Source organism: Arthrobacter sp. BL-252-APC-1A (assembly GCF_009696625.1).
Classification (GTDB): Bacteria; Actinomycetota; Actinomycetes; order Actinomycetales; family Micrococcaceae; genus Arthrobacter_B.
Genome location: NZ_VULS01000014.1, coordinates 26,541 through 46,271, shown reverse-complemented (window position 1 = coordinate 46,271; position 19,731 = coordinate 26,541). Strand labels below are relative to the sequence as shown.

Genomic DNA, 19,731 nt, shown 5'->3' with positions numbered 1-19,731 from the left:
GGGGGTTCGGGTTGGAAGGGTTACGGCGGTCATTGCGCGGGGGAAACGCCCGGTCCCATTCCGAACCCGGAAGCTAAGACCCGCAGCGCCGATGGTACTGCACCCGGGAGGGTGTGGGAGAGTAGGTCACCGCCGGACAACCATTAATGTTTCAGGCCCCGCAACGCTGCGAGGGCCTGAAACACTTTAACAAGCAAAATCAGGACCGCCCCGGGAACACCGGGGGGCTGCAGGGCCCGCACCACGTGTGCGGGCCCTGCCCTGTTTAACCCCTGGTTCCTTACCCGGCGCCGGCCGATTCGCGCGGCGGCCAGGCATGACAGTCCATAGTGCAAGCCTGCCGCCCGGTCCCGCTACTGCCCGGTCCCGCTACTGCCCGGTTCGCGCCGCCGGCCAAAGCATGCCGGCCCGGCCTGGGAGGTCCAGCATTCCCGGAGAACTCCCGCTCCGGAGAAGAGAGCCCGGGCCTGGGCGGCCCGCCGTTCCCACTTTCAGTGACACCTGTTCACTCACGGGGGCCACAGCAGGCAACAACCGCACCACGGCGTGGGAACCACGGTCAGGCGCGGAGCCTTACCGCACCCAAATCGGCGCCTCCCTCCAGGCCACTGCAGTGCACTGCGGAGGACGAGAAACGGTCTGCGCCATCCCCACCTCCACAATTCCCCTCCACTTTGGGACGTGCCTGCCACTTTGGGACGTGCCTGCCACTTTGGGACGTGCCTGCCACTCTGGGTCTTTCCTGACCCGGCGCCGCGCAGGAAAGACCCCAACTAGCAGGAATGTCCCCGACCGCAGGGAAACGTCCCAAAAGAGCGTCCCAATACGGAGGAATGTCCCCAAACGGAGGACCACGCCGTCGAGGTGTCGCCCAACACGGAGGGAAGACCCAAACCGGAGCACTGGCGACATGTGGGCTCTCGACCGAGTCACCGAGCCAGGCCATGCTCCGTCCCTCCTGCCTGTCCCCCCGCCCGCCATCTCTACTCGCCCCGCCAAGGCTCTACCGAGGCAGCGCAGCCTGCATGGGATCCCACCCATCGTGGCACCTGGAAACCGCAGAGAACTAACCAGACACGGCCGTAACTACGGCTGGGAAACCGTGGACGACGGAAATTCAGTGCTATTAGCCCCCTGCACAGATCCCCAGTTCTGGTGGGTCCTGGCCCCGGCGGCTGCCCGCCTGTCACAGCGGTAACGCTGTGGTGAGAAACCACGCGACGATGATGCCGGAATATGCACAAACTGGCCCGGAAGTGGTGAGCTTCACGGATGTCGGCTGGTCCGACGGGAGCCTGCGGACCGGGGAGGTCGCTGTCTGCTCTAGAATTGAGAAGGACCCCGTGCGGTCCCCATGACTTTCGCAGGCTAGATCCTGCCAATTACCTACACATACATAGTGACGAGCGACTGCAGTAAATTCCGTTGGTCGGCTCACGACGAGAGGAACTCAGCATGTCCGAGCAGAACAACCGGGAAGACCGCGACAGCCAGGGGCGGCCCCGCGCGAACGATCGCAAGCCCCCGCAGCGCAAGTCCTACGACGACAGGCAGTCATCAGCTGGTCGCCCGTCCCGAGACGGTGAGCGTAAGCCCTTCAGTAAGGAAGGTGGCGCCCGTAAGCCGTTCAATAGTGATCGTGGGGATCGTAAGCCGTTCAATAGTGATCGTGGGGATCGTAAGCCGTTCAATAGTGATCGTGGGGATCGTAAGCCGTTCAATAGTGATCGTGGGGATCGTAAGCCGTTCAATAGTGATCGTGGGGATCGTAAGCCGTTCAATAGTGATCGTGGGGATCGTAAGCCGTTCAATAGTGATCGTGGGGATCGTAAGCCGTTCAATAGTGATCGTGGGGATCGTAAGCCTTTCGCTGGTCGTGATGGAGAGCGTAAGCCGTTCAATAGTGATCGTGGGGATCGTCCGTCGCGTGATGGTGAGCGTCGTTCCTTCGGTAACGATCGTGGGGATCGTAAGCCTTTCAACTCAGATCGTGGTGATCGTCCGTCCCGTGATGGTGAGCGTAAGCCGTTTAATAGCGACCGTGGTGAGCGTAAGCCGTTTGCTGGTCGTGATGGTGACCGCAAGCCGTTCAACAGTGATCGTCCGTCGCGTGATGGTGAGCGGAAGCCGTTCAACAACGATCGGGGTGAGCGGAAGCCGTTCAATAGCGACCGTGGTGATCGTAAGCCTTGGGGTGATCGTCCGTCGCGTGATGGTGAGCGTCGTTCCTTCGGCAATGATCGGGGTGAGCGGAAGCCGTTTGCTGGTCGTGATGGGGATCGTAAGCCTTGGGGTGATCGTCCGTCGCGTGATGGTGAGCGTCGTTCCTTCGGTAACGACCGGGGTGAGCGGAAGCCGTTCAACAACGACCGTGGTGAGCGTAAGCCGTTTGCTGGTCGTGATGGTGAGCGGAAGCCGTTCAATAGCGACCGTGGTGATCGTAAGCCTTGGGGTGATCGTCCGTCGCGTGATGGTGAGCGTCGTTCCTTCGGTAACGATCGGGGTGACCGCAAACCGTTCAACAATGATCGTGGTGACCGTAAGCCGTTCCGCAAGGACAACGACCGCCCACAGCGCCACGGTGCTGACGAAGCTCCCGTCACCGAACGCAAGCACAATGCCCGTGACCTGCGCAGCGCCAACCGCGCTGACCGGGAACGCTCGCCGGAAATCGACGACGACGTTACAGGCCAGGAGCTGGACAAGGTCACCCGTGCGCAGCTGCGCAACCTCGAAGAGGTCAACGGTGAATGGGTCTCCAAGCACCTGGTCATGGCCGGCCGCCTGATCGACACGGACCCTGAGCTCGCGTTCCAGCACGCCCTCGCAGCTTCCCGCCGCGGCGGCCGGCTGGCTGCCGTCCGCGAAGCCGTAGCACTGACTGCCTACGCAGCCGGCGAATTCGGCGACGCACTGCGCGAGTTCCGCACGCACCGCCGGATCAGCGGCTCCAACGAGTACCTGGCCATGATGGCCGACTGCGAACGCGGCCTGGGCCGTCCCGACCGCGCCCTGGACCTGGTCCGCTCTGAGGAAGCGGCGGAGCTGGACAACGCAGGCAAGGTCGACGTCGCCATTGTTGCCTCAGGTGCCCGCATGGACATGGAGCAGTACGACGCCGCTGTGAGCGCACTGGAGATCCCGCAGCTGGATAAGAACCGCGCCTTCTCCTACAGCCCCCGCCTGTTCCGTGCCTACGCAGACGCCCTTGAACTGGCCGGCCGGGGAAGCGAAGCTGAGCCGTGGCGCCGTCAGGCACTGCTCGCCGAAAGCGTCCTGGGACTCGGCGAATTCGCAGAGCCGGAAATCATGGACCTGGGCGAGGACGACGAACCCGAGGCCAAGCCGCGTTTCCGCCGTGACGCCGAGAAGGCCGAGCACGCAGCTTCGGCCGAGGACCGTTCCGGAAACTACGCGGAGCGCGCCGAGGCTGCCCCTGACGCTTCAGGTGTCGACTCCGACGGCGATGACGACGACGCGCTGCCCAGCGATGAGCGCGAAGCCCTGCTGGGAGCCGAAGAAGCCGAAGCAGACAGCGAGGACGACGACGCCCGCGAGTCCGCGGACAGCAATGACTAAGGCCCTGCTCAGCAGCTTCGACGCGCTGTTCGCAGACCTCGACGGCGTTGTCTACGCCGGTCCGCACGCCATCCCTGGAGCACCCGAGGCGCTTCAGGGACTGGAAGCTGCCGGCGTAAAACTGGCCTACATCACGAATAACGCGTCGCGTTCCTCGGCCACCGTCGCCGAACACCTGCGCGAACTCGGAGCACCGGCAACCCCGGAGAACGTCTTCGGATCCGCGCAGGCAGGGGCAGAACTGCTGGCGGGCCTCGTGCCCGCCGGAAGCACGGTGCTGGTTACCGGCAGCGCAACGCTGACGGAGCAGGTTCGTGCGCAGGGCCTGGTCCCTGTTGCCTCGGCAGAGGATAAGCCGGCTGCCGTGATCCAGGGCTTCGATCCGGGGCTGGGATGGAAAGACCTGGCAGAAGCGGCCTTCGCCATAACAGCGGGGGCGGTGTGGGTTGCGACCAACACCGATCTCACCATTCCGCAGGCCCGGGGCATAGCACCGGGCAACGGAACCCTGGTCGCCGCTGTTGCTGCTGCCACCGGAAAGACGCCGGTAGTGGCTGGCAAGCCGGAAGCCCCGCTGTTTACGACGGCGGCACGTCACCTGGGCGTTGAACGCCCGCTTGTCATTGGGGACCGGCTGGACACGGACATCCTGGGCGGCACCAACGCCGGGTATGCCACCGCGCTGGTTCTCACCGGCGTGGATAGCCCTGCCTCCGCAATGGCTGCACCCTCCAGCATGCGACCGGACTTCCTGGTCCCGTCGCTGGCCGCGCTGTACGAACCGTATCCGGAGGTCGAACCCCTGGACGGTGGCTTCCGCTGCGGTGCTGCTTCGGCACAGGTCAGCGGGGGCGAGGTACGCATCGATTCAGCGGAAGGTGACCTGGACGGATGGCGTGCAGCATGCGCTGCCTGGTGGGCTGCACATCCGGATGCCGCCGAGCCGACGGCCCCGACAGTCCGCTGGACTGTCAGTGCCGCAAGTTAGGCTGACTCCGTGGACGAAAGCCTGGAACCCGGTACTCAATCCGGAACTGAACACAGAACTGAAGCCGGCACCGAAACCGGTGCCGGGGATGCCGCACGGGACAAATTACCCCTCACCGGCGACCCGGCCGTCGATGCGGTGCTGTCCCGCCTGGACGCAGTGGGGGAGACAGCTGTGACCGATCATGCCGCGCTCTACGCGGACCTCCACGATGGACTGCTCGCAGCCTTGAATGAGAACCCGGCGGAGGGCACGTCTCCGGACAGACCGGGCAATGCCCTGCCCGGACCGGGGGCGGCGTAGCGTGGCGCGCCTGGACCAGGAACTTGTTTCCCGCGGACTGGCCCGCTCCCGGACCCACGCCGCCAAGCTGATCTCCGCCGGACGGGTGCTGCGCGGATCAACTGTGCTTACCAAAGCGTCCACGCCCATTCAGGCCCAGGACCAGCTCAGCGTCAGCGAAGACGGAAGCCCCGACTACGTCAGCCGCGCCGGGCACAAGCTTGCCGGTGCGCTGGCTGCTTTTCCCACCGTCGACCCAACAGGCCTCAGGTGCCTGGACGCCGGGGCGTCTACGGGCGGCTTTACCGATGTACTGCTTCGGGCGGGTGCACGTGAAGTCGCCGCCGTTGACGTGGGGCATGGGCAGCTGGTGGATTCCCTCCGCGCCGACCCGCGTGTCCGCGTTTTCGAAGGGATGAACGTCCGGTACTTCACTTCAGAGGACATCGGCGGAACTGTGGACCTCACCGTCGCAGACCTCAGCTTCATATCCCTGACCAAGGTCGTGGAACCCCTGGCAGCAGTAACCAGGCCAGGGGGGAGCCTGCTGCTCATGGCCAAGCCGCAGTTCGAGGTAGGCCGGGAGCTGCTCGACCGCAGCGGCGTCGTTACCGATCCGGCAAGGCACCGGCTGGCCGTTGAACGCGTGGCGGAGGCTGCGGTGGCGGCGGGACTTGAAATAAGCGGAATCGCCCGGAGTCCTCTGCCCGGCCAGAACGGGAATGTGGAATTCTTTATGTGGATGACGGTGCCTGCGGGTCCGGTCCGTGACGCCGCTGAACGCGGGGCCGCGGCTTCCACCGCAGTCAACGGGGTCTTTGAGGGGTAGCCGGCGTTTGCAGACGCCCCGCACACCGTAGAAGACTGGCGGGACGGCAACACACTGGCTCCGTAACGGGGCAGAACAGGACTGGAACAGATGAGCAGACGGATACTGGTGCTCGCGCACACCGGCCGGAAGGCCGCCATGGCTGCGGCCCAGGAAGTCTGCACGCAGCTCAATGCCGCCGGACTGGTACCGGTGATGCGGCGCAAGGACCTCGAAGACGTCCAGGGCGAATACGGCCAGCTCACTGTCCCCACCGAGATCCTGGATGAAGACGTCCAGCTGACCGACGTCGATCTGGGGATGGTCCTGGGCGGCGACGGAACCATCCTCCGCGCGGCTGAACTGGTGCGGGACACGGAGGTTCCCCTTCTGGGCGTGAACCTCGGCCACGTTGGTTTCCTGGCCGAAAGTGAACGCGAAGACCTGGAGAAGACCGTGGGCTGGGTCGTGGACCGGGCTTACACCGTGGAGGAACGCCTCACCATAGACGTCAAGGTGTGGCTGGACAGCACCCTTCTTGCACATACCTGGGCACTGAACGAAGCCGCCGTGGAGAAAGCGGACAGGCAGCGCATGCTCGAGGTTGTCATGGAGGTTGACGGACGGCCCATTTCCTCCTTCGGCTGCGACGGTGTTGTCATGGCAACTCCCACGGGATCCACCGCCTACGCGTTTTCCGCCGGGGGGCCGGTGGTCTGGCCCGAGGTTGAGGCCCTGCTGATCACACCCATCAGCGCCCATGCCGTGTTCTCCCGCCCGCTGGTGGTGGCGCCGGATTCGATCCTCGCCGTGGAAATCCTTACCCGCAACGCGGCCAACGGACTGCTTTGGTGTGACGGCCGGCGCAGCCTGGACCTGCCGCCCGGAGCCCGTGTGGAAGTTACCCGTTCGGACGTTCCCGTCCGGCTGGCCAGAACCCACCAGACGCCTTTCTCGGAACGGCTGGTCCGCAAGTTCCAGCTGCCGACGCAGGGCTGGCGCGGACCCGTGGCACATCCCGCAGACGCAGCCGACAGCGGAGGAGTAATTCCGTGATCGAAGAAATCCGCATCCGGGACCTCGGCGTCATCACTGACGCAACACTGACCCTGGGGCCCGGCTTTACCGTCGTGACCGGCGAGACCGGTGCCGGCAAGACCATGGTCATCACCGCCCTCGGGCTGCTGCTTGGCGCACGCTCCGACGCCGGGGCAGTTCGAACCGGTGCCAAATCGGCCCTGGCTGAGGCAGTGGTGCGGCTTTCGCCGGACAGCCCGGCAGTCCTGCGTTCGGCGGACGCCGGTGCAGAACTGGAAGAATACGACGGCCAGGTAGAGCTCCTTGTGGCCCGCACCGTCAATGCGGACGGACGCAGCCGCGCCCACCTGGGTGGCCGTTCCGCACCGGTGGGAGTCCTGGCCGAGGTGGGCGGACACCTGGTGGCAGTCCACGGTCAGACAGACCAGCTGCGGCTCAAGAGCGCGGCCGCGCAGCGTGAAGCTCTGGACAAATATGCCGGAGATTCACTGGCAGGTGCCCTTACGGCCTACCGCCAGGGGTACGAACGTTGGCGGGCTGCAGGCGCTGAACTGACCGAGCTGCGCGAAACGGCCCGGGAACGCCTCCGGGAGGCCGAGTACCTGGCAGCCTCACTCGAAGAGATCGACGCCGTCGCGCCACTTCCGGCGGAGGACGAGAACCTCAAGGCAGAGGCAATGCGCCTCGGGAACGTCGAGGAACTGCGTACCGCCTCGGTGGGAGCGCACCAGGCCCTCATCGCAGGGGACTTCTCGGACGGCTCAGACGCCACGTCGCTGGTGGACGCTGCCAAACGCCAGCTCGAACTCGCAGGCGAACACGATCCGGTCCTCGCAGCCGCAGCGGGAAGGCTCGCGGAAGTCGGCTACATCCTCGCCGACATCGCAGCCGAGCTCTCCAGCTACAGTGCCTCGCTGGACTCAGAGGGTCCCGGACGCCTGGCCGAAGTCGAATCCCGGCGGGCGGAACTGGCCACGCTGGTGCGCAAGTACGCTCCGTCGATCGACGAGGTCCTGGAATGGGCCGAAACCAGCCGGGCACGCCTGGCTGATCTGGGCGACGACAGCAACCGGATCGAAGCACTCGAAGCAGAACTGACCGAGCTTCAGGCCCGCCTCCAGGACGAAGCGGTGGGACTGACCAAGCTTCGCTCCGAAGCGGCCGCCGAACTGGCAGAGCGGGTCAGCAGTGAGCTGACTGCCCTGGCGATGCCCGACGCCAGGCTCCTCATCAACGTGGAACCCACGGGGGAGCTTGGGCCGCACGGCGCCGATGCGATCGAATTCCTGCTTGCACCGCATCCCGGTGCCCCGCCCCGGCCGTTGGGCAAGGGTGCTTCAGGCGGTGAGCTTTCGCGTGTCATGCTGGCCATTGAAGTTGTGCTCGCTGAGGTGGATCCGGTCCCGACGTTCGTCTTTGATGAGGTGGACGCCGGAGTCGGAGGCAAGGCTGCGATCGAAATTGGACGCCGGCTCGCCATGCTGGCACGCCACGTGCAGGTGATTGTGGTCACGCATCTTCCCCAGGTGGCGGCCTTCGCAGGCCACCACATCCGCGTGATTAAAACCTCTTCCTCGACAGGCGACGGAACCGGCGTGACCGCCAGCGACGTCGTTGTGCTGGATCGTGAGGCCCGGATCAGGGAACTGGCCCGGATGCTTGCGGGCCATGAGGACTCGGAGTCGGCCCGTGCCCACGCCGAGGAACTGCTGGCGACGGCCGCCGTCCCCGGTAAGTAAGTACTCCAACCAACAAAAGGTGATAGGCTCGAATTCCGTGGTGCAGCGATCAAATTCCAGGTTTCCCAAGTCGTCTTCTACGACCAAACACATCTTCGTCACCGGCGGTGTGGCCTCTTCCCTCGGTAAGGGACTGACGGCCTCAAGCCTCGGTCACCTGCTTCGGGCACGTGGCCTCTCGGTGACCATGCAGAAGCTCGATCCTTACTTGAATGTGGATCCGGGCACAATGAACCCCTTCCAGCACGGTGAAGTCTTCGTGACCGACGACGGCGCCGAGACTGACCTCGACATCGGACACTACGAGCGTTTCCTTGATGAAAACCTCGACGGGTCCGCGAACGTCACGACCGGCCAGGTGTACTCCACCGTCATCGCCAAGGAACGCCGCGGCGAATACCTCGGTGACACCGTCCAGGTCATCCCGCACATCACCGACGAGATCAAGCGCCGGATGCGCCTGCCCTCCGAGGCGAAGAAGGCTCCGGACGTCATCATCACGGAAATCGGCGGCACGGTGGGCGACATCGAGTCCCAGCCGTTCCTCGAGTCCGCACGCCAGGTGCGCCAGGACATTGGCCGGAACAACGTCTTCTTCCTGCATGTTTCCCTGGTGCCGTACATCGGCCCCTCCCAGGAACTGAAAACCAAGCCGACCCAGCACTCCGTGGCAGCCCTGCGCTCCATCGGTATCCAGCCGGACGCGATCGTCATCCGCTCTGACCGGCCCGTGCCGGACGCGATGCGCGACAAGATCGGACGCATGTGCGACGTCGACGTTGATGCCGTCATCGGCTGCCCCGACGCGCCGAGCATCTACGACATTCCCAAGACCCTGCATTCCCAGAACCTGGACGCGTACATCGTCCAGCACCTGGGACTGAAGTTCAAGGACGTCGACTGGACCAAGTGGGACCGCCTGCTCGAAGCCGTCCACAACCCCAAGCATCACCTCGAAGTGGCATTGGTGGGCAAGTACATCGACCTGCCCGACGCTTACCTCTCCGTCACCGAGGCCCTGCGTGCCGGCGGTTTCGCCAACAACACCAAGGTCAAGATCCGCTGGGTCCCCTCCGATGACTGCGCCACCGAAGAAGGTGCCCGCAAGGCACTTGCCGGCGTGGACGCCATCTGTGTCCCCGGCGGCTTCGGTATCCGCGGCCTCGAAGGCAAGCTCGGCGCGCTGAAGTTCGCACGCGAAAACAAGCTGCCGACCCTGGGCCTGTGCCTGGGCCTGCAGAGCATGGTCATCGAATACGCCCGCAACGTGGTGGGCCTCGAAGGTGCCTCGTCGAGCGAATTCGAACCGGATACCAAGTACCCGGTTATCGCAACCATGGCCGAGCAGAAGGACATCGTGGCAGGCCAGGGCGACATGGGCGGAACCATGCGCCTGGGCCTTTGGGACGCGAAGCTCGATGAAGGCTCCGTTGTGGCCAAGACGTACGGCAAGACCGCCGTCGCCGAACGCCACCGCCACCGCTACGAGGTCAACAACGCCTACCGCGAGCAGATCGCCGAAGCCGGTCTGGTCTTCTCCGGTACCTCCCCGGACGGTTCGCTGGTGGAGTACGTTGAACTGCCTGAAGAAGTCCACCCGTACTACGTCTCCACCCAGGCGCACCCGGAACTGAGCTCGCGGCCCACCCGCCCTCATCCGCTGTTCGCCGGCCTGATCAAGGCCGCGCTGGTTCACCAGGGCGCGGAGGCGTAAGGACATGAGCGAAGACCGGGGGTTCGCCGACGAACAGAGTCCGCGACGGCTGCTGGAATCATCCGTAGCCTACAGCGGTCCCATTTGGGACGTGGTGAGTGAAAAGTTCACCCTGACTGACGACGGCGAGCCCCTGGTCCGCGACTTCATCCGGCACCCCGGTGCCGTGGCTATCCTGGCCATGAATGAACAGGGCCAGATCCTGCTCATCAACCAGTACCGGCACCCGGTGCGCATGACCCTCTGGGAGATCCCCGCCGGCCTGCTGGACGTTGACGGTGAGGACTACCTCGCCGCCGCCGTCCGCGAGCTGGCTGAGGAAGCGGATCTGGTAGCGGAGGACTGGAGCGTACTGACGGACCTGTTCCTTTCCCCGGGATCCTCCCGCGAAGAACTTCGCATCTACCTTGCCCGCGGACTGCATGAAGTCCCCGATGCCGAACGTCATGAACGCTTCGACGAAGAAGCAGAGATCAAAATGCTGTGGGTGGACCTGGACGACGCCGTGAAGGCCGTCCTGGAAGGCCGCGTGCACAGCCCCTCAGCTGCTGCTGCAGTGCTGGCCGCTGCCGCGGCGCGCGGCAACGGCTATGCAGATCTCCGTCCGGGCGATGCGCCGTGGCCGGAGCACCATTCCGAACACCACGCCTGGCCCAACGGTTCCGTCAGCTAGGGGGACGCATGCCGTCCAACGTTCCAGCAGGCAGCGCCGGAGGGTACGGTGCCCCGGGAAGCACCGGGCCCAATGACACAATCGAGCTGGACCTTTCTGCCCAGCTGAACCCCACCCTCATTCTTGACCGCTCTGAGCTTGCAGCGGGTATTGCCTCCGAGCCGGAATCCGGCCCGGTTCGCGATTCAGCCCCAAAGGCGGCGGCCGCAAAGTCAGCAGCTCCGGCGAGGAGCTCGCGTTCAGCGGAGGATGAGCTGCGGGCCACCGCCGTCGGCCGCGCGATTGCCTCCTACCTGCAGCACATGGCCGTGGAGCGGGGGCTTGCCCGCAACACCGTCGATGCCTACCGCCGTGACCTGCTGCGTTACGCCAGATTCCTGAGCGCCCACGGGCGCGATGCAATTAAGGACATCACCCGGCACGACGTCACAGCGTTCGCACGCTCCATCGCCGAGGGATCAGACGGGGCTTCAGCATTGAGTGTCCGCTCCGCTGCACGCACGATCGTGGCAGTGCGGGGGCTGCACAAGTTCTGGGCGCTGGAAGGACTCACTGAATCGGATCCGGCCGCTGACGTCCATCCGCCGCTGCCCGGCAAACGGCTGCCCAAGGCGATCAGCGTGGACGAAGTCACCCGCATCCTTGAAGCTATTCCGCTGGATACCCCCATGGGACTGCGCGACCGGGCCTTGCTGGAATTCCTCTACTCCACCGGAGCCCGCATCAGCGAAGCCGTGGGGCTGGACCTCGATGACCTGTCCCTGGAACGGATCCCCGCCAGCGGACCCGACGTCGTGCGCCTGTTCGGAAAGGGATCCAAGGAACGCCTGGTGCCGCTTGGGTCCTACGCAGCCCGCGCCCTGGACGACTATCTGGTCCGCGGGCGGCCCGGCGCTGCCGCGAAAGGCAAAGGCACTCCGGCCCTGTTCCTGAACGCCCGCGGCGGACGGCTGAGCCGGCAAAGTGCCTGGACCATTCTCAAGAGTGCCGCTGAGCGCGCGAAGATTGACCGTGACGTCTCTCCGCACACCCTGCGGCATTCCTTCGCCACACACCTGCTTGAGGGCGGCGCCGACGTCCGTGTGGTCCAGGAACTGCTCGGCCACGCTTCAGTGACCACCACCCAGGTGTATACCCTGGTCACCGCCGATACGCTGCGGGAAGTCTACGCAGCCGCCCATCCGCGGGCACTGTGAACCCGGCAGCGCAGACGCCGCGCGCAACACCCGTGGTGCTGTGTTTCCTGATGCGCGAAACCGCGCAGGACGGGCACGAAGTCCTGCTGGGGATGAAGAAGACCGGCTTCGGCGTCGGACGCATCGTTACCCTGGGAGGCCACGTGGAACCGGGGGAGAGCCCCGAAGCTGCCGCTGTCCGGGAAGTGTTCGAAGAATCCGGTGTCACCATTACCGAAGCAGACCTTGAGCCGGCGGGAACCATTGAGTTTATTTTCCCGGCCAGGCCGGAGTGGGACATGTCCACCACTGTGTACCGCAGCTGGAACTGGCTGGGCGAGCCCATGCCGTCGTCGGAAATCGATCCGGCCTGGTATCCGGCGGACGCGGTTCCATACCCGCAGATGTGGGAGGACTCGGCGCACTGGCTGCCGCGGGTGCTGGATGGCGACTACTTCGCCGCTGCAATCACATTGGCTCCTGACAATGAGTGCGTGGCCAGCGTGGTGTTCTCCTCCACCTAAGCGGCAGGCGCAGCGGGAGCTAGGCGGCCGTGCGTGGCTGGCCCAGACGCTGTGCGGCGCGGCTGCCCGCAGCTGCCTCCCGGCTTCCGGTTGCGGCGGCCAGCCCCGTCACCGGCATGCCCACGTACATCGACTCTGCCCGGTCCACAGCGTACGTCTCGTGCCAGATCCCCACTGCTCCAGGCACTTTGCGGGCCCTGCGGTTCGCCAGGGCCGCAGCCGTACTGGGCCAGCTGGACGATCCGCCGGAATCCGCCCACGACTTCCTGGGCGCGGCCCACCACGCGCTGGGTACCCAGGACCCTGAGCAGGACTCCCATCCCCGCGCCGATGAGCTGCTCGATGAGCTGGGCTGGGAAGTGGACCCTCTGGACCACGAAGCCCGTTTCCGGCTCGAGAAGGCACTGGCCGGGCTGGAGGATGCCGGGTTCCCTGTGACCCGGGAGCTGCTCGAGACATACGCGGCAGCCATGCACAGTGTGGCTGCGCGGGAGGTCCAGGGGGTGCCCCTTGAATCTCCGGCAGAGGCGCTCAGATACGTGGTGCTCGGTACCGTCCTGATTGAACCTGTTCTGCTGGCACTTCGCCGGCTGGCGCAGCAGGATGTCTCCGGCAGGCTCTTTGCCCGGACCGGTCCTCCCGGCCCTGCGGTGGAGGGGCCAGGCCCTCTCTCGTCCTAGCCAGAACGAGAACGCCCGCGGCAGGAAGATCCTGCCGCGGGCATTCGCGTGTGTAAGAGGTCCTAGGCCAGGTGCCTCTCCTCCGGGCCGTTGTACTCACTCAGCGGCCGGATCAGGGAATTGGCTTCCAGCTGCTCCATGATGTGGGCGGTCCAGCCTGTGATGCGCGCCGCGACGAACAGCGGCGTGAACGTGGGAGTGTCAAAGCCCATCAGGTGGTAGGCAGGACCGGCCGGGTAGTCAAGGTTCGGAAGGATGTTCTTCCGCTCGGCCATTGCCGTCTCCAGGGCCGTGTAGAGCTCCCCAAGATCCGCGCGGTCGTAGTGCTTGATCATGGCATCCAGCGACGCTTTCATGGTGGGCACCCGGGAGTCACCGTTCTTGTACACCCGGTGGCCGAAGCCCATGATCTTCTTCTTCTCCGCCAGCGCTTCATCCAGCCAGGCCGCAGCGTAGGCGGCGGCGTCGGCTTCTTCCGCGGTTGCAGCGGTGATCTCCTGGAAGGTGTGCATCACTGCCTCATTGGCCCCGCCGTGCAGCGCGCCCTTCAGTGCGCCGATCGCTCCGGTCACTGCGGAGTGCAGGTCCGCCAGCGTGGAGGTGATCACCCGGGCAGTGAACGTGGAGGCGTTGAAGGAGTGCTCGGCGTAGAGAATCATCGACACGTTGAAGGCGTCCACGACTTCCGGCGCCGCTTCCTCACCGAACGTCATCCAAAGGAAGTTCGCAGAGTAACCAAGATCCTCACGTGGTTCCACGAGTTCCTCGCCGCGCCGCCGCCGCTGGTCGTAGGCCACTACAGCGGGCATCCCGGCAAAGAGGGAAACGGACTTCGCCAGGTTCGCTTCTGCCGTGGAATCATCTGCCTGCTGGTGCTGGGCGCCCAGTACCGAGGCAGCCGTCCGGCATACATCCATCGGATGGCAGGTTGCCGGCAGGGCATCGATCACGGCCTTCAGCTCCGGCGTGAGCGCCCGCTGGGAGCGCTCGGCCTCGGAGAAAGCGGCCAGTTCCTGCGGATCCGGCAGTTCGCCGTGCCAGAGCAGGTAGGCAACTTCCTCGAACGAACACTTCGCGGCCAGTTCCTGTACCGGGTAGCCCCGGTAGAGCAGGGAGTTGGTCTCGGGGTTCACCTTGGAAATGCGGGTAGTGTCTACCAGCACCCCGGCCAGCCCCTTGTGGATCTGTGTCTCGGTCATAGCTGTGACTCCTTCGTCATGGTGCTCAGGTCAGTCGTAACGCTCAGTTCAGTGGTGGTGCAGTGCCTTCTTCTAGCTCGGAGGGAAACTTACGGCCAGGTCAGGGCGTGGCCGGGGTGCCGGACGTACCGGGGACCTGGAAGTTGAAAACAGACGTGTCGAAGCGGTTGTACGCCTCATAATCCACCAGATCGTACAGGCGCGCACGTGTGAGCATGCTGGGAACCGCGGCGGCCTGCGTGCCGTCTGCCTTGATGGCTTCCAGCGTGCGCTCCGCAGCGCCCATGGCACTGCGGAGCAGCGTCACCGGGTAGATGACCATGTTGACGCCGGCTCCGGCCAGCTGGTCATAGGTGAACAGCTCCGATTTTCCGAACTCGGTCATGTTCGCCAGGATGGGGACGTCGACGGCGGCGCGGATCGCGGCGAATTCCTCCACCGTCTTCATGGCTTCCGGGAAGATGGCGTCCGCACCGGCGTCAACCAGGGCACGTGCGCGGTCCTGGGCGGCTTCCAGTCCGTCGACGGCGCGGATGTCGGTGCGCGCCATGATCAGGAAGTTGGGGTCCCGGCGTGAGTCAGCCGCTGCCCGGATACGCTTCGTGGCGGTTTCCAGGTCGACGACGTTTTTTCCGTCCAGGTGCCCGCAGCGCTTGGGATTGAACTGGTCCTCAATGTGGCAGCCGGCCAGGCCGGCGTTCTCAAGTTCCTGGATGGTGCGCGCCACGTTCATCGGCTCACCGAAGCCGGTGTCGGCGTCGACAATCGCGGGAAGGTCGGTCATCCGGGCGATCTGCCCGGCGCGCGCGGCGACCTCGGTGAGGGTGGTCAGGCCGATGTCCGGCAGGCCAAGGTCATTGGCCAGCACGGCGCCGGAGATGTAGACACCGTTGAACCCCTTCTCCTGGATCAGCCGCGCCGAGAGCGGGTTGAACGCGCCCGGATACTGCTGCAGGGTGCCGGAGGCAAGGCCTTCGCGCATGGCAATGCGCTTCTGCTCGGGTGTTGTGGAGGAGTAGAGCATTTAGAAGAGTCCCTTCGGTGCGGCAGCCGGGTCAATGACCCCGGATGCGGCGGTGATGTTGAGCTGGCCGAGTTCTCCGGCCGCCAGTTCAGGAAGCCGCTCGGCAGCGGCAATAAAGCGGTCCATTTCCTCGTCCGGGACCAGGCCTGCAGCCAGCGTCCGGAACTTGTTGATGTAGTCGGCGCGGACGAAGGGCCGGGCACCGAGCGGGTGGGCATCGGCGACGGCGATCTCGTCCGTGATGACTGTCCCGTCGGTAAGGGTGATGTCAACGCGTCCGCCGAAGGCCTTCTCGGCAATATCTGTGGAGTGGTAGCGGCGGGTCCACTCCGGGTCCTCGACCGTGGTGACCTTGTGCCAGAGCGCCACGGTGTCCGGCCGGCCTGCGCGTTCAGGGGCATAGGAGTCCACATGATGCCAGGCGCCGTCCTGCAGGGCGACGGTGAAGATGTACGGGATCGAGTGGTCCAGGGTTTCCCGGGAAGCCGTGGGATCGTACTTCTGCGGATCGTTGGCACCGGAGCCGATGACGTAGTGCGTGTGGTGCGAGGTGGAGATGAGCACCGAGGCAACGTTGGTGGGATCGGCTGCAGCCGGATACTGGCGGTGGATCTTCCGGGCCAGGTCAATCCAGGCCTGGGCCTGGTACTCCGCGGAGTGTTCCTTGGTGTAGGTGTCCAGAATGGCCCGCTTCGCCTCTCCGGGAGCCGGCAGCGGTACGGAATAGGCGGCGTCGGGCCCGTCCAGCAGCCAGGCAATCACGCCGTCTTCGCCTTCGTAGATTGGGGTGGGGGAGGTCTGTCCCCGCATGGCGCGGTCCACGGCTTCGACGGCCATCTTTCCGGCAAACGCCGGTGCATGGGCCTTCCAGGTGGAGATTTCGCCCTTGCGCGACTGGCGGGTGGCCGTGGTGGTGTGAAGCGCCTGTCCGACCGCCTGGAAGATGGTTTCTGTGTCCAGGCCCAGCAGGGTTCCGATGCCGGCTGCCGCTGAGGGACCCAGATGCGCTACATGGTCGATCTTGTGCTTGTGCAGGCAGATGGCCTTGGCCAGGTCCACCTGGATCTCGTAGCCGGTGGCGATGCCGCGAAGCAGGTCCGCGCCGGTGGCACCCGTGTGCTGCGCTGCGGCGAGGATCGGCGGGATGTTGTCGCCGGGATGCGAGTACTCAGCGGCCAGGAACGTGTCGTGGTAGTCCAGTTCACGGACGGCGACGCCGTTGGCCCACGCGGCCCATTCCGGTGACGTCTTGTCCTGCACACCGAAGACGGATGCTCCGGCGCCGCCGGAGGAAGGAGCGAAGGAAAGCGCCTGGGCACGGGCAGCAACGATCGGCCCGCGGTTGAGTGAGGCTACGGCCACTGAAGCGTTGTCGATGATGCGGTTGATCACCATGTCCGCGACGTCATCGGTGACGGCAACGGGATCGGCGGCGACTTCGGCGATCTTCCAGGCCAGCTGGTCTTCGCGGGGAAGGTTCTCTTCGCTGCGGTAGACGCGCACGTTGTGGGATTTCACGGGGAATGGTCCTCTCGGATTACGGATGGTGGACGGTGTTGAAGTGTTCAAGGCTCTTGTGGAGGTGGACTGAGGTTGCTGCTGCGGCCAGGGCGGGATCGCCGGCCGCAATCGCCGCGGCGATGGTCGCGTGTTCGGCAGCCGTGTCGCGCAGCCGCGCAGGATTGTCCTTGGCAAGACGGCGAACCCGGGCAAGGTGGAGCCGGACGTTGCCCAGGGCCTGCGTGAGGTACGGGTTGGCAGCCGCGCCGTCGATCGCAGCATCCAGCCGCGCGACCAGCGCGTAGTACCCCCGGCGCGCCGGGTCTTCATCCGGGTCTGCGCCAAGCCGGGCGGCAGCTGCTTCGAAGTCGGCGCGGAGTCCGCGGAAGACGGCAGGGTCTCCCCTCCGCGCTGCAAGGGATGCAGCCTGGCACTCCAGTGCCTGGCGCAGCTCGAACAGGGAACCCACGGTCTCGGGGGAGATGGGGGTGACGACGACGCCGCGTCCGTTGTGCGGCGCAGTGAGGCCGTCAGCAGTAAGGCGCCCGAGTGCTTCCCGCAGCGGAGTGCGGGAGATCCCCAGTCGCTGGGACTGCTCCACTTCGCCCAGCACGGTTCCGGGTGGAAGCCGCCATTCGACGATGTCCTCCCGCAGCATGGCGTAGGCCCGGTCGCTGGCCCGCATAGGTGCCCTTCCTGCAGAGTGTTAACTGGCGTTCAGTGTATACAGAGTTCGATGTTTAGTGAAGTACGTCTCGTGATTGACCCAATAATGCTGTTCGTCTGTATACAGCAGGGGGTTCTCACATCCCGTTCCTTCCCCTACGATTGCCGGTACGGGAGCGCGGGCTGCAGGTCCGCGCCTTCCCGCAACCAGCCGGAATCAAGGAGGATTCATGGGAACGCTCGGGTACGCAGAAACCTACGCCGCCAGCATCAAGGACCCGGAAGCGTTCTGGCTGAAAGCGACTGAGCTGGTGGACTGGGACGTCCGTCCGCGCAGGGCCCTGGATGATTCGGGTGCTCCGCTCTACCGCTGGTTTCCCGACGGAGCGCTGAACACCAGCTACAACGCACTGGACCGCCATGTCCTGGCCGGCCGCGGGGCTGACACCGCACTGATCTACGATTCCGCGATGCTTGGGCTCAAGCGCACGTACAGCTTCTCTGAGCTGCTGGCCGAAGTGGAGAGCTTTGCCGGGGTCCTGCACGCACAGGGCATCGAAGCCGGTGACCGGGTGGTCATCTACCTGCCGATGATCCCGGAAGCCGTGATTGCGATGCTCGCCTGCGCACGTCTGGGAGCTGTCCATTCGGTGGTGTTCGGCGGGTTCGCAGCGGCAGAGCTGGCGGCACGCATCGACGATGCGCGCCCCGACGTCGTGGTCACCGCCAGCGGCGGGCTGGAACCCAAGCGGCGGGTCGAGTATCTCCCCAACGTTGCCCAGGCACTTGAGGCAGCCACGCACCCGGTCCGGGCCGTCATCGTGGCATCCCGGGAGGGCTTTGAACACGGCGCGGCGGAGTTCGACGGCGCCGGCGGGACCGCCTGGCTCGACTGGGCCAAGCTCGCAGCTTCCGCCCAGCCGCAGGGACCGGTCAGTGTTGAAGCGACCGACCCTCTGTACATCCTTTACACCTCCGGCACCACCGGTGCACCGAAGGGTGTTGTGCGGGACAACGGGTCACACGCCGTCGCCCTGGCCTGGTCGATGGCGAACATCTACGACGTCGCTCCCGGCCAGGTGATGTGGACGGCCTCGGACGTCGGCTGGGTAGTGGGGCACTCGTACATCGTGTACGGCCCGCTGATCGCCGGGGCCGCCACTGTCCTGTACGAGGGGAAACCCGTAGGCACACCCGACGCCGGCGCATTCTGGCGGGTGGCCGCGGAACACGGCGTGGATGTGCTCTTCACCGCTCCCACTGCACTGCGGGCTATCCGGCGGGCCGATCCTGACGCTGCGCTCGCGGGGGACCATGACCTCTCCGGTCTGCGGACCCTCTTCGCGGCCGGCGAGCGTCTGGACCCCGAAACCTACCGGTGGGCCTCCGAGGCGCTGAACATACCGGTGGTGGACCACTGGTGGCAGACCGAAACCGGGTGGGCGATCTGCGCCAACCCGATGGGCCTGGACCCCCAGCCGGCCAAGGCAGGATCTCCCACCTTTCCGGTGCACGGATTCCGGGTGCGGATCGTGGACGGAACAGGTGCCGAGGTGCCATCGGGATCCGAAGGCAACATTGTGCTGGACCTGCCTCTTCCGCCTGGAACCCTGGCAACGCTGTGGGGGAGCGATGAGCGCTACCGCGCCTCCTACCTTGAAGCGTTCGAAGGCAGCTACGCCACGGGGGATTCGGGTTATGTGGATGAGGACGGCTACGTATTCGTGATGGGGAGGACAGACGACGTCATCAACGTCTCCGGCCACCGGCTCTCCACCGGCGCGATCGAACAGGTGGTAGCCGCCCACCCCGCCGTGGCCGAATGTGCTGTCATTGGGGTCCGTGACACCCTGAAGGGCCAGCGACCCTGCGGGTACGTGGTCCTCAAGGCGGGATCGGAAGCCACCGAGACAGACATCCAGGCCGCGCTCGCCGACCTGGTCCGTACACGGATCGGCCCGGTGGCGGACTTCCGCGAAGTCCGCGTAGTCGAGGCACTGCCCAAGACCCGCTCGGGGAAGATCCTGCGCAAGACCATGCGGCAGATTGCCGACGGTGACGACTATACGGTTCCATCCACCATTGAGGACAGGTCGGTACTCGATGACCTGATCCCGCTGCTGCGGCCCCGGCAGTAGCCTC

18 protein-coding genes and 1 rRNA gene are annotated in these 19,731 nt (G+C 65.3%); 13 read left to right on the top strand and 6 right to left on the bottom strand.

The window, feature by feature from the left end:
• Window positions 1-21 precede the first annotated feature (21 nt).
• Window positions 22-138, top strand: a 5S ribosomal RNA gene (gene rrf / locus FYJ28_RS16265).
• A 1,845-nt stretch (window positions 139-1,983) separates the two neighbouring features.
• On the opposite strand, the gene FYJ28_RS17170 is transcribed toward rrf, so the two are convergent.
• Window positions 1,984-2,766: a hypothetical protein gene (locus FYJ28_RS17170; RefSeq protein ID WP_195840712.1), complete on the bottom strand. Its 783-nt coding sequence runs from the start codon at window positions 2,764-2,766 to the stop codon at window positions 1,984-1,986.
• A 6-nt stretch (window positions 2,767-2,772) separates the two neighbouring features.
• Between FYJ28_RS17170 and FYJ28_RS16260 the strand changes: the two genes are divergently transcribed.
• The 10 genes from FYJ28_RS16260 to FYJ28_RS16215 all read left to right on the top strand — a co-directional run bounded on the left by FYJ28_RS16260 (window position 2,773) and on the right by FYJ28_RS16215 (window position 12,520).
• Complete coding sequence (locus tag FYJ28_RS16260) at window positions 2,773-3,579, top strand: hypothetical protein (protein ID WP_195840711.1); 807 nt, start codon at window positions 2,773-2,775, stop codon at window positions 3,577-3,579.
• Entirely contained in the window at window positions 3,572-4,567 is a 996-nt protein-coding gene (locus tag FYJ28_RS16255; protein ID WP_154580065.1) for an HAD-IIA family hydrolase, read from the top strand. Before FYJ28_RS16260 ends, FYJ28_RS16255 begins: the two co-directional genes overlap by 8 nt.
• A 9-nt stretch (window positions 4,568-4,576) precedes the next feature.
• The gene (locus tag FYJ28_RS16250) at window positions 4,577-4,870 is read left to right on the top strand and encodes a hypothetical protein (protein ID WP_154580064.1); all 294 of its coding nucleotides are present in this window, start codon (window positions 4,577-4,579) and stop codon (window positions 4,868-4,870) included.
• 1 nt (window position 4,871) lies between these two features.
• Entirely contained in the window at window positions 4,872-5,678 is an 807-nt protein-coding gene (locus FYJ28_RS16245) for a TlyA family RNA methyltransferase (RefSeq protein WP_326831785.1), read from the top strand.
• A 90-nt stretch (window positions 5,679-5,768) separates the two neighbouring features.
• Window positions 5,769-6,713, top strand: a complete 945-nt coding sequence (locus tag FYJ28_RS16240) for an NAD kinase (protein WP_055241899.1) — start codon at window positions 5,769-5,771, stop codon at window positions 6,711-6,713.
• On the top strand, window positions 6,710-8,434 hold the full coding sequence (gene recN / locus FYJ28_RS16235; protein ID WP_326831784.1) for a DNA repair protein RecN: 1,725 nt from the start codon (window positions 6,710-6,712) through the stop codon (window positions 8,432-8,434). The genes FYJ28_RS16240 and recN overlap by 4 nt, the downstream gene beginning before the upstream one ends.
• Before the next feature lie 19 nt (window positions 8,435-8,453).
• Entirely contained in the window at window positions 8,454-10,148 is a 1,695-nt protein-coding gene (locus tag FYJ28_RS16230; RefSeq protein WP_326831783.1) for a CTP synthase, read from the top strand.
• A 4-nt stretch (window positions 10,149-10,152) separates the two neighbouring features.
• Window positions 10,153-10,821: an NUDIX domain-containing protein gene (locus tag FYJ28_RS16225; RefSeq protein ID WP_055241893.1), complete on the top strand. Its 669-nt coding sequence runs from the start codon at window positions 10,153-10,155 to the stop codon at window positions 10,819-10,821.
• 8 nt (window positions 10,822-10,829) lie between these two features.
• Entirely contained in the window at window positions 10,830-12,017 is a 1,188-nt protein-coding gene (gene xerD / locus FYJ28_RS16220) for a site-specific tyrosine recombinase XerD (RefSeq protein WP_268235042.1), read from the top strand.
• Window positions 12,014-12,520, top strand: a complete 507-nt coding sequence (locus FYJ28_RS16215) for an 8-oxo-dGTP diphosphatase (protein ID WP_321164371.1) — start codon at window positions 12,014-12,016, stop codon at window positions 12,518-12,520. Before xerD ends, FYJ28_RS16215 begins: the two co-directional genes overlap by 4 nt.
• 19 nt (window positions 12,521-12,539) lie before the next feature.
• On the opposite strand, the gene FYJ28_RS16210 is transcribed toward FYJ28_RS16215, so the two are convergent.
• Window positions 12,540-12,992, bottom strand: a complete 453-nt coding sequence (locus FYJ28_RS16210) for a monooxygenase family protein (RefSeq protein WP_154580060.1) — start codon at window positions 12,990-12,992, stop codon at window positions 12,540-12,542.
• A 31-nt stretch (window positions 12,993-13,023) separates the two neighbouring features.
• Here FYJ28_RS16210 and FYJ28_RS16205 point away from each other — a divergent pair, with 31 nt between their 5' ends.
• Complete coding sequence (locus FYJ28_RS16205; protein ID WP_154580059.1) at window positions 13,024-13,200, top strand: hypothetical protein; 177 nt, start codon at window positions 13,024-13,026, stop codon at window positions 13,198-13,200.
• A 62-nt stretch (window positions 13,201-13,262) separates the two neighbouring features.
• Here FYJ28_RS16205 and FYJ28_RS16200 read toward each other — a convergent pair whose 3' ends face one another.
• From FYJ28_RS16200 to FYJ28_RS16185, 4 genes are all read right to left on the bottom strand, one after another.
• Complete coding sequence (locus FYJ28_RS16200) at window positions 13,263-14,399, bottom strand: bifunctional 2-methylcitrate synthase/citrate synthase (RefSeq protein WP_055241889.1); 1,137 nt, start codon at window positions 14,397-14,399, stop codon at window positions 13,263-13,265.
• 100 nt (window positions 14,400-14,499) lie between these two features.
• Window positions 14,500-15,423: a methylisocitrate lyase gene (gene prpB / locus FYJ28_RS16195; RefSeq protein ID WP_154580058.1), complete on the bottom strand. Its 924-nt coding sequence runs from the start codon at window positions 15,421-15,423 to the stop codon at window positions 14,500-14,502.
• Window positions 15,424-16,941 carry an MmgE/PrpD family protein gene (locus tag FYJ28_RS16190; RefSeq protein WP_326831782.1) on the bottom strand — a complete coding sequence of 506 codons (1,518 nt, stop codon included), beginning with the start codon at window positions 16,939-16,941 and terminating at the stop codon, window positions 15,424-15,426.
• Window positions 16,942-16,960: 19 nt separating this feature from the next.
• Entirely contained in the window at window positions 16,961-17,608 is a 648-nt protein-coding gene (locus FYJ28_RS16185; protein WP_055241883.1) for a GntR family transcriptional regulator, read from the bottom strand.
• 211 nt (window positions 17,609-17,819) lie between these two features.
• On the opposite strand from FYJ28_RS16185, the gene FYJ28_RS16180 reads away from it, so the two are divergent.
• Entirely contained in the window at window positions 17,820-19,727 is a 1,908-nt protein-coding gene (locus tag FYJ28_RS16180; protein WP_154580056.1) for an AMP-binding protein, read from the top strand.
• Window positions 19,728-19,731: the final 4 nt, after the last annotated feature.

Excerpts from the sequence above, each read along its gene's own strand:
- FYJ28_RS16260 (WP_195840711.1), top strand. The coding sequence starts at position 2,773 with ATGGCCGGCCGCCTGATCGACACGGACCCTGAGCTCGCGTTCCAGCAC.
- FYJ28_RS16255 (WP_154580065.1), top strand. The coding sequence starts at position 3,572 with ATGACTAAGGCCCTGCTCAGCAGCTTCGACGCGCTGTTCGCAGACCTC.
- FYJ28_RS16240 (WP_055241899.1), top strand. The coding sequence starts at position 5,769 with ATGAGCAGACGGATACTGGTGCTCGCGCACACCGGCCGGAAGGCCGCC.
- FYJ28_RS16225 (WP_055241893.1), top strand. The coding sequence starts at position 10,153 with ATGAGCGAAGACCGGGGGTTCGCCGACGAACAGAGTCCGCGACGGCTG.
- xerD (WP_268235042.1), top strand. The coding sequence starts at position 10,830 with ATGCCGTCCAACGTTCCAGCAGGCAGCGCCGGAGGGTACGGTGCCCCG.
- FYJ28_RS16210 (WP_154580060.1), bottom strand. The coding sequence starts at position 12,992 with ATGGCTGCCGCGTATGTCTCGAGCAGCTCCCGGGTCACAGGGAACCCG.
- FYJ28_RS16200 (WP_055241889.1), bottom strand. The coding sequence starts at position 14,399 with ATGACCGAGACACAGATCCACAAGGGGCTGGCCGGGGTGCTGGTAGAC.
- prpB (WP_154580058.1), bottom strand. The coding sequence starts at position 15,423 with ATGCTCTACTCCTCCACAACACCCGAGCAGAAGCGCATTGCCATGCGC.
- FYJ28_RS16185 (WP_055241883.1), bottom strand. The coding sequence starts at position 17,608 with ATGCGGGCCAGCGACCGGGCCTACGCCATGCTGCGGGAGGACATCGTC.
- FYJ28_RS16180 (WP_154580056.1), top strand. The coding sequence starts at position 17,820 with ATGGGAACGCTCGGGTACGCAGAAACCTACGCCGCCAGCATCAAGGAC.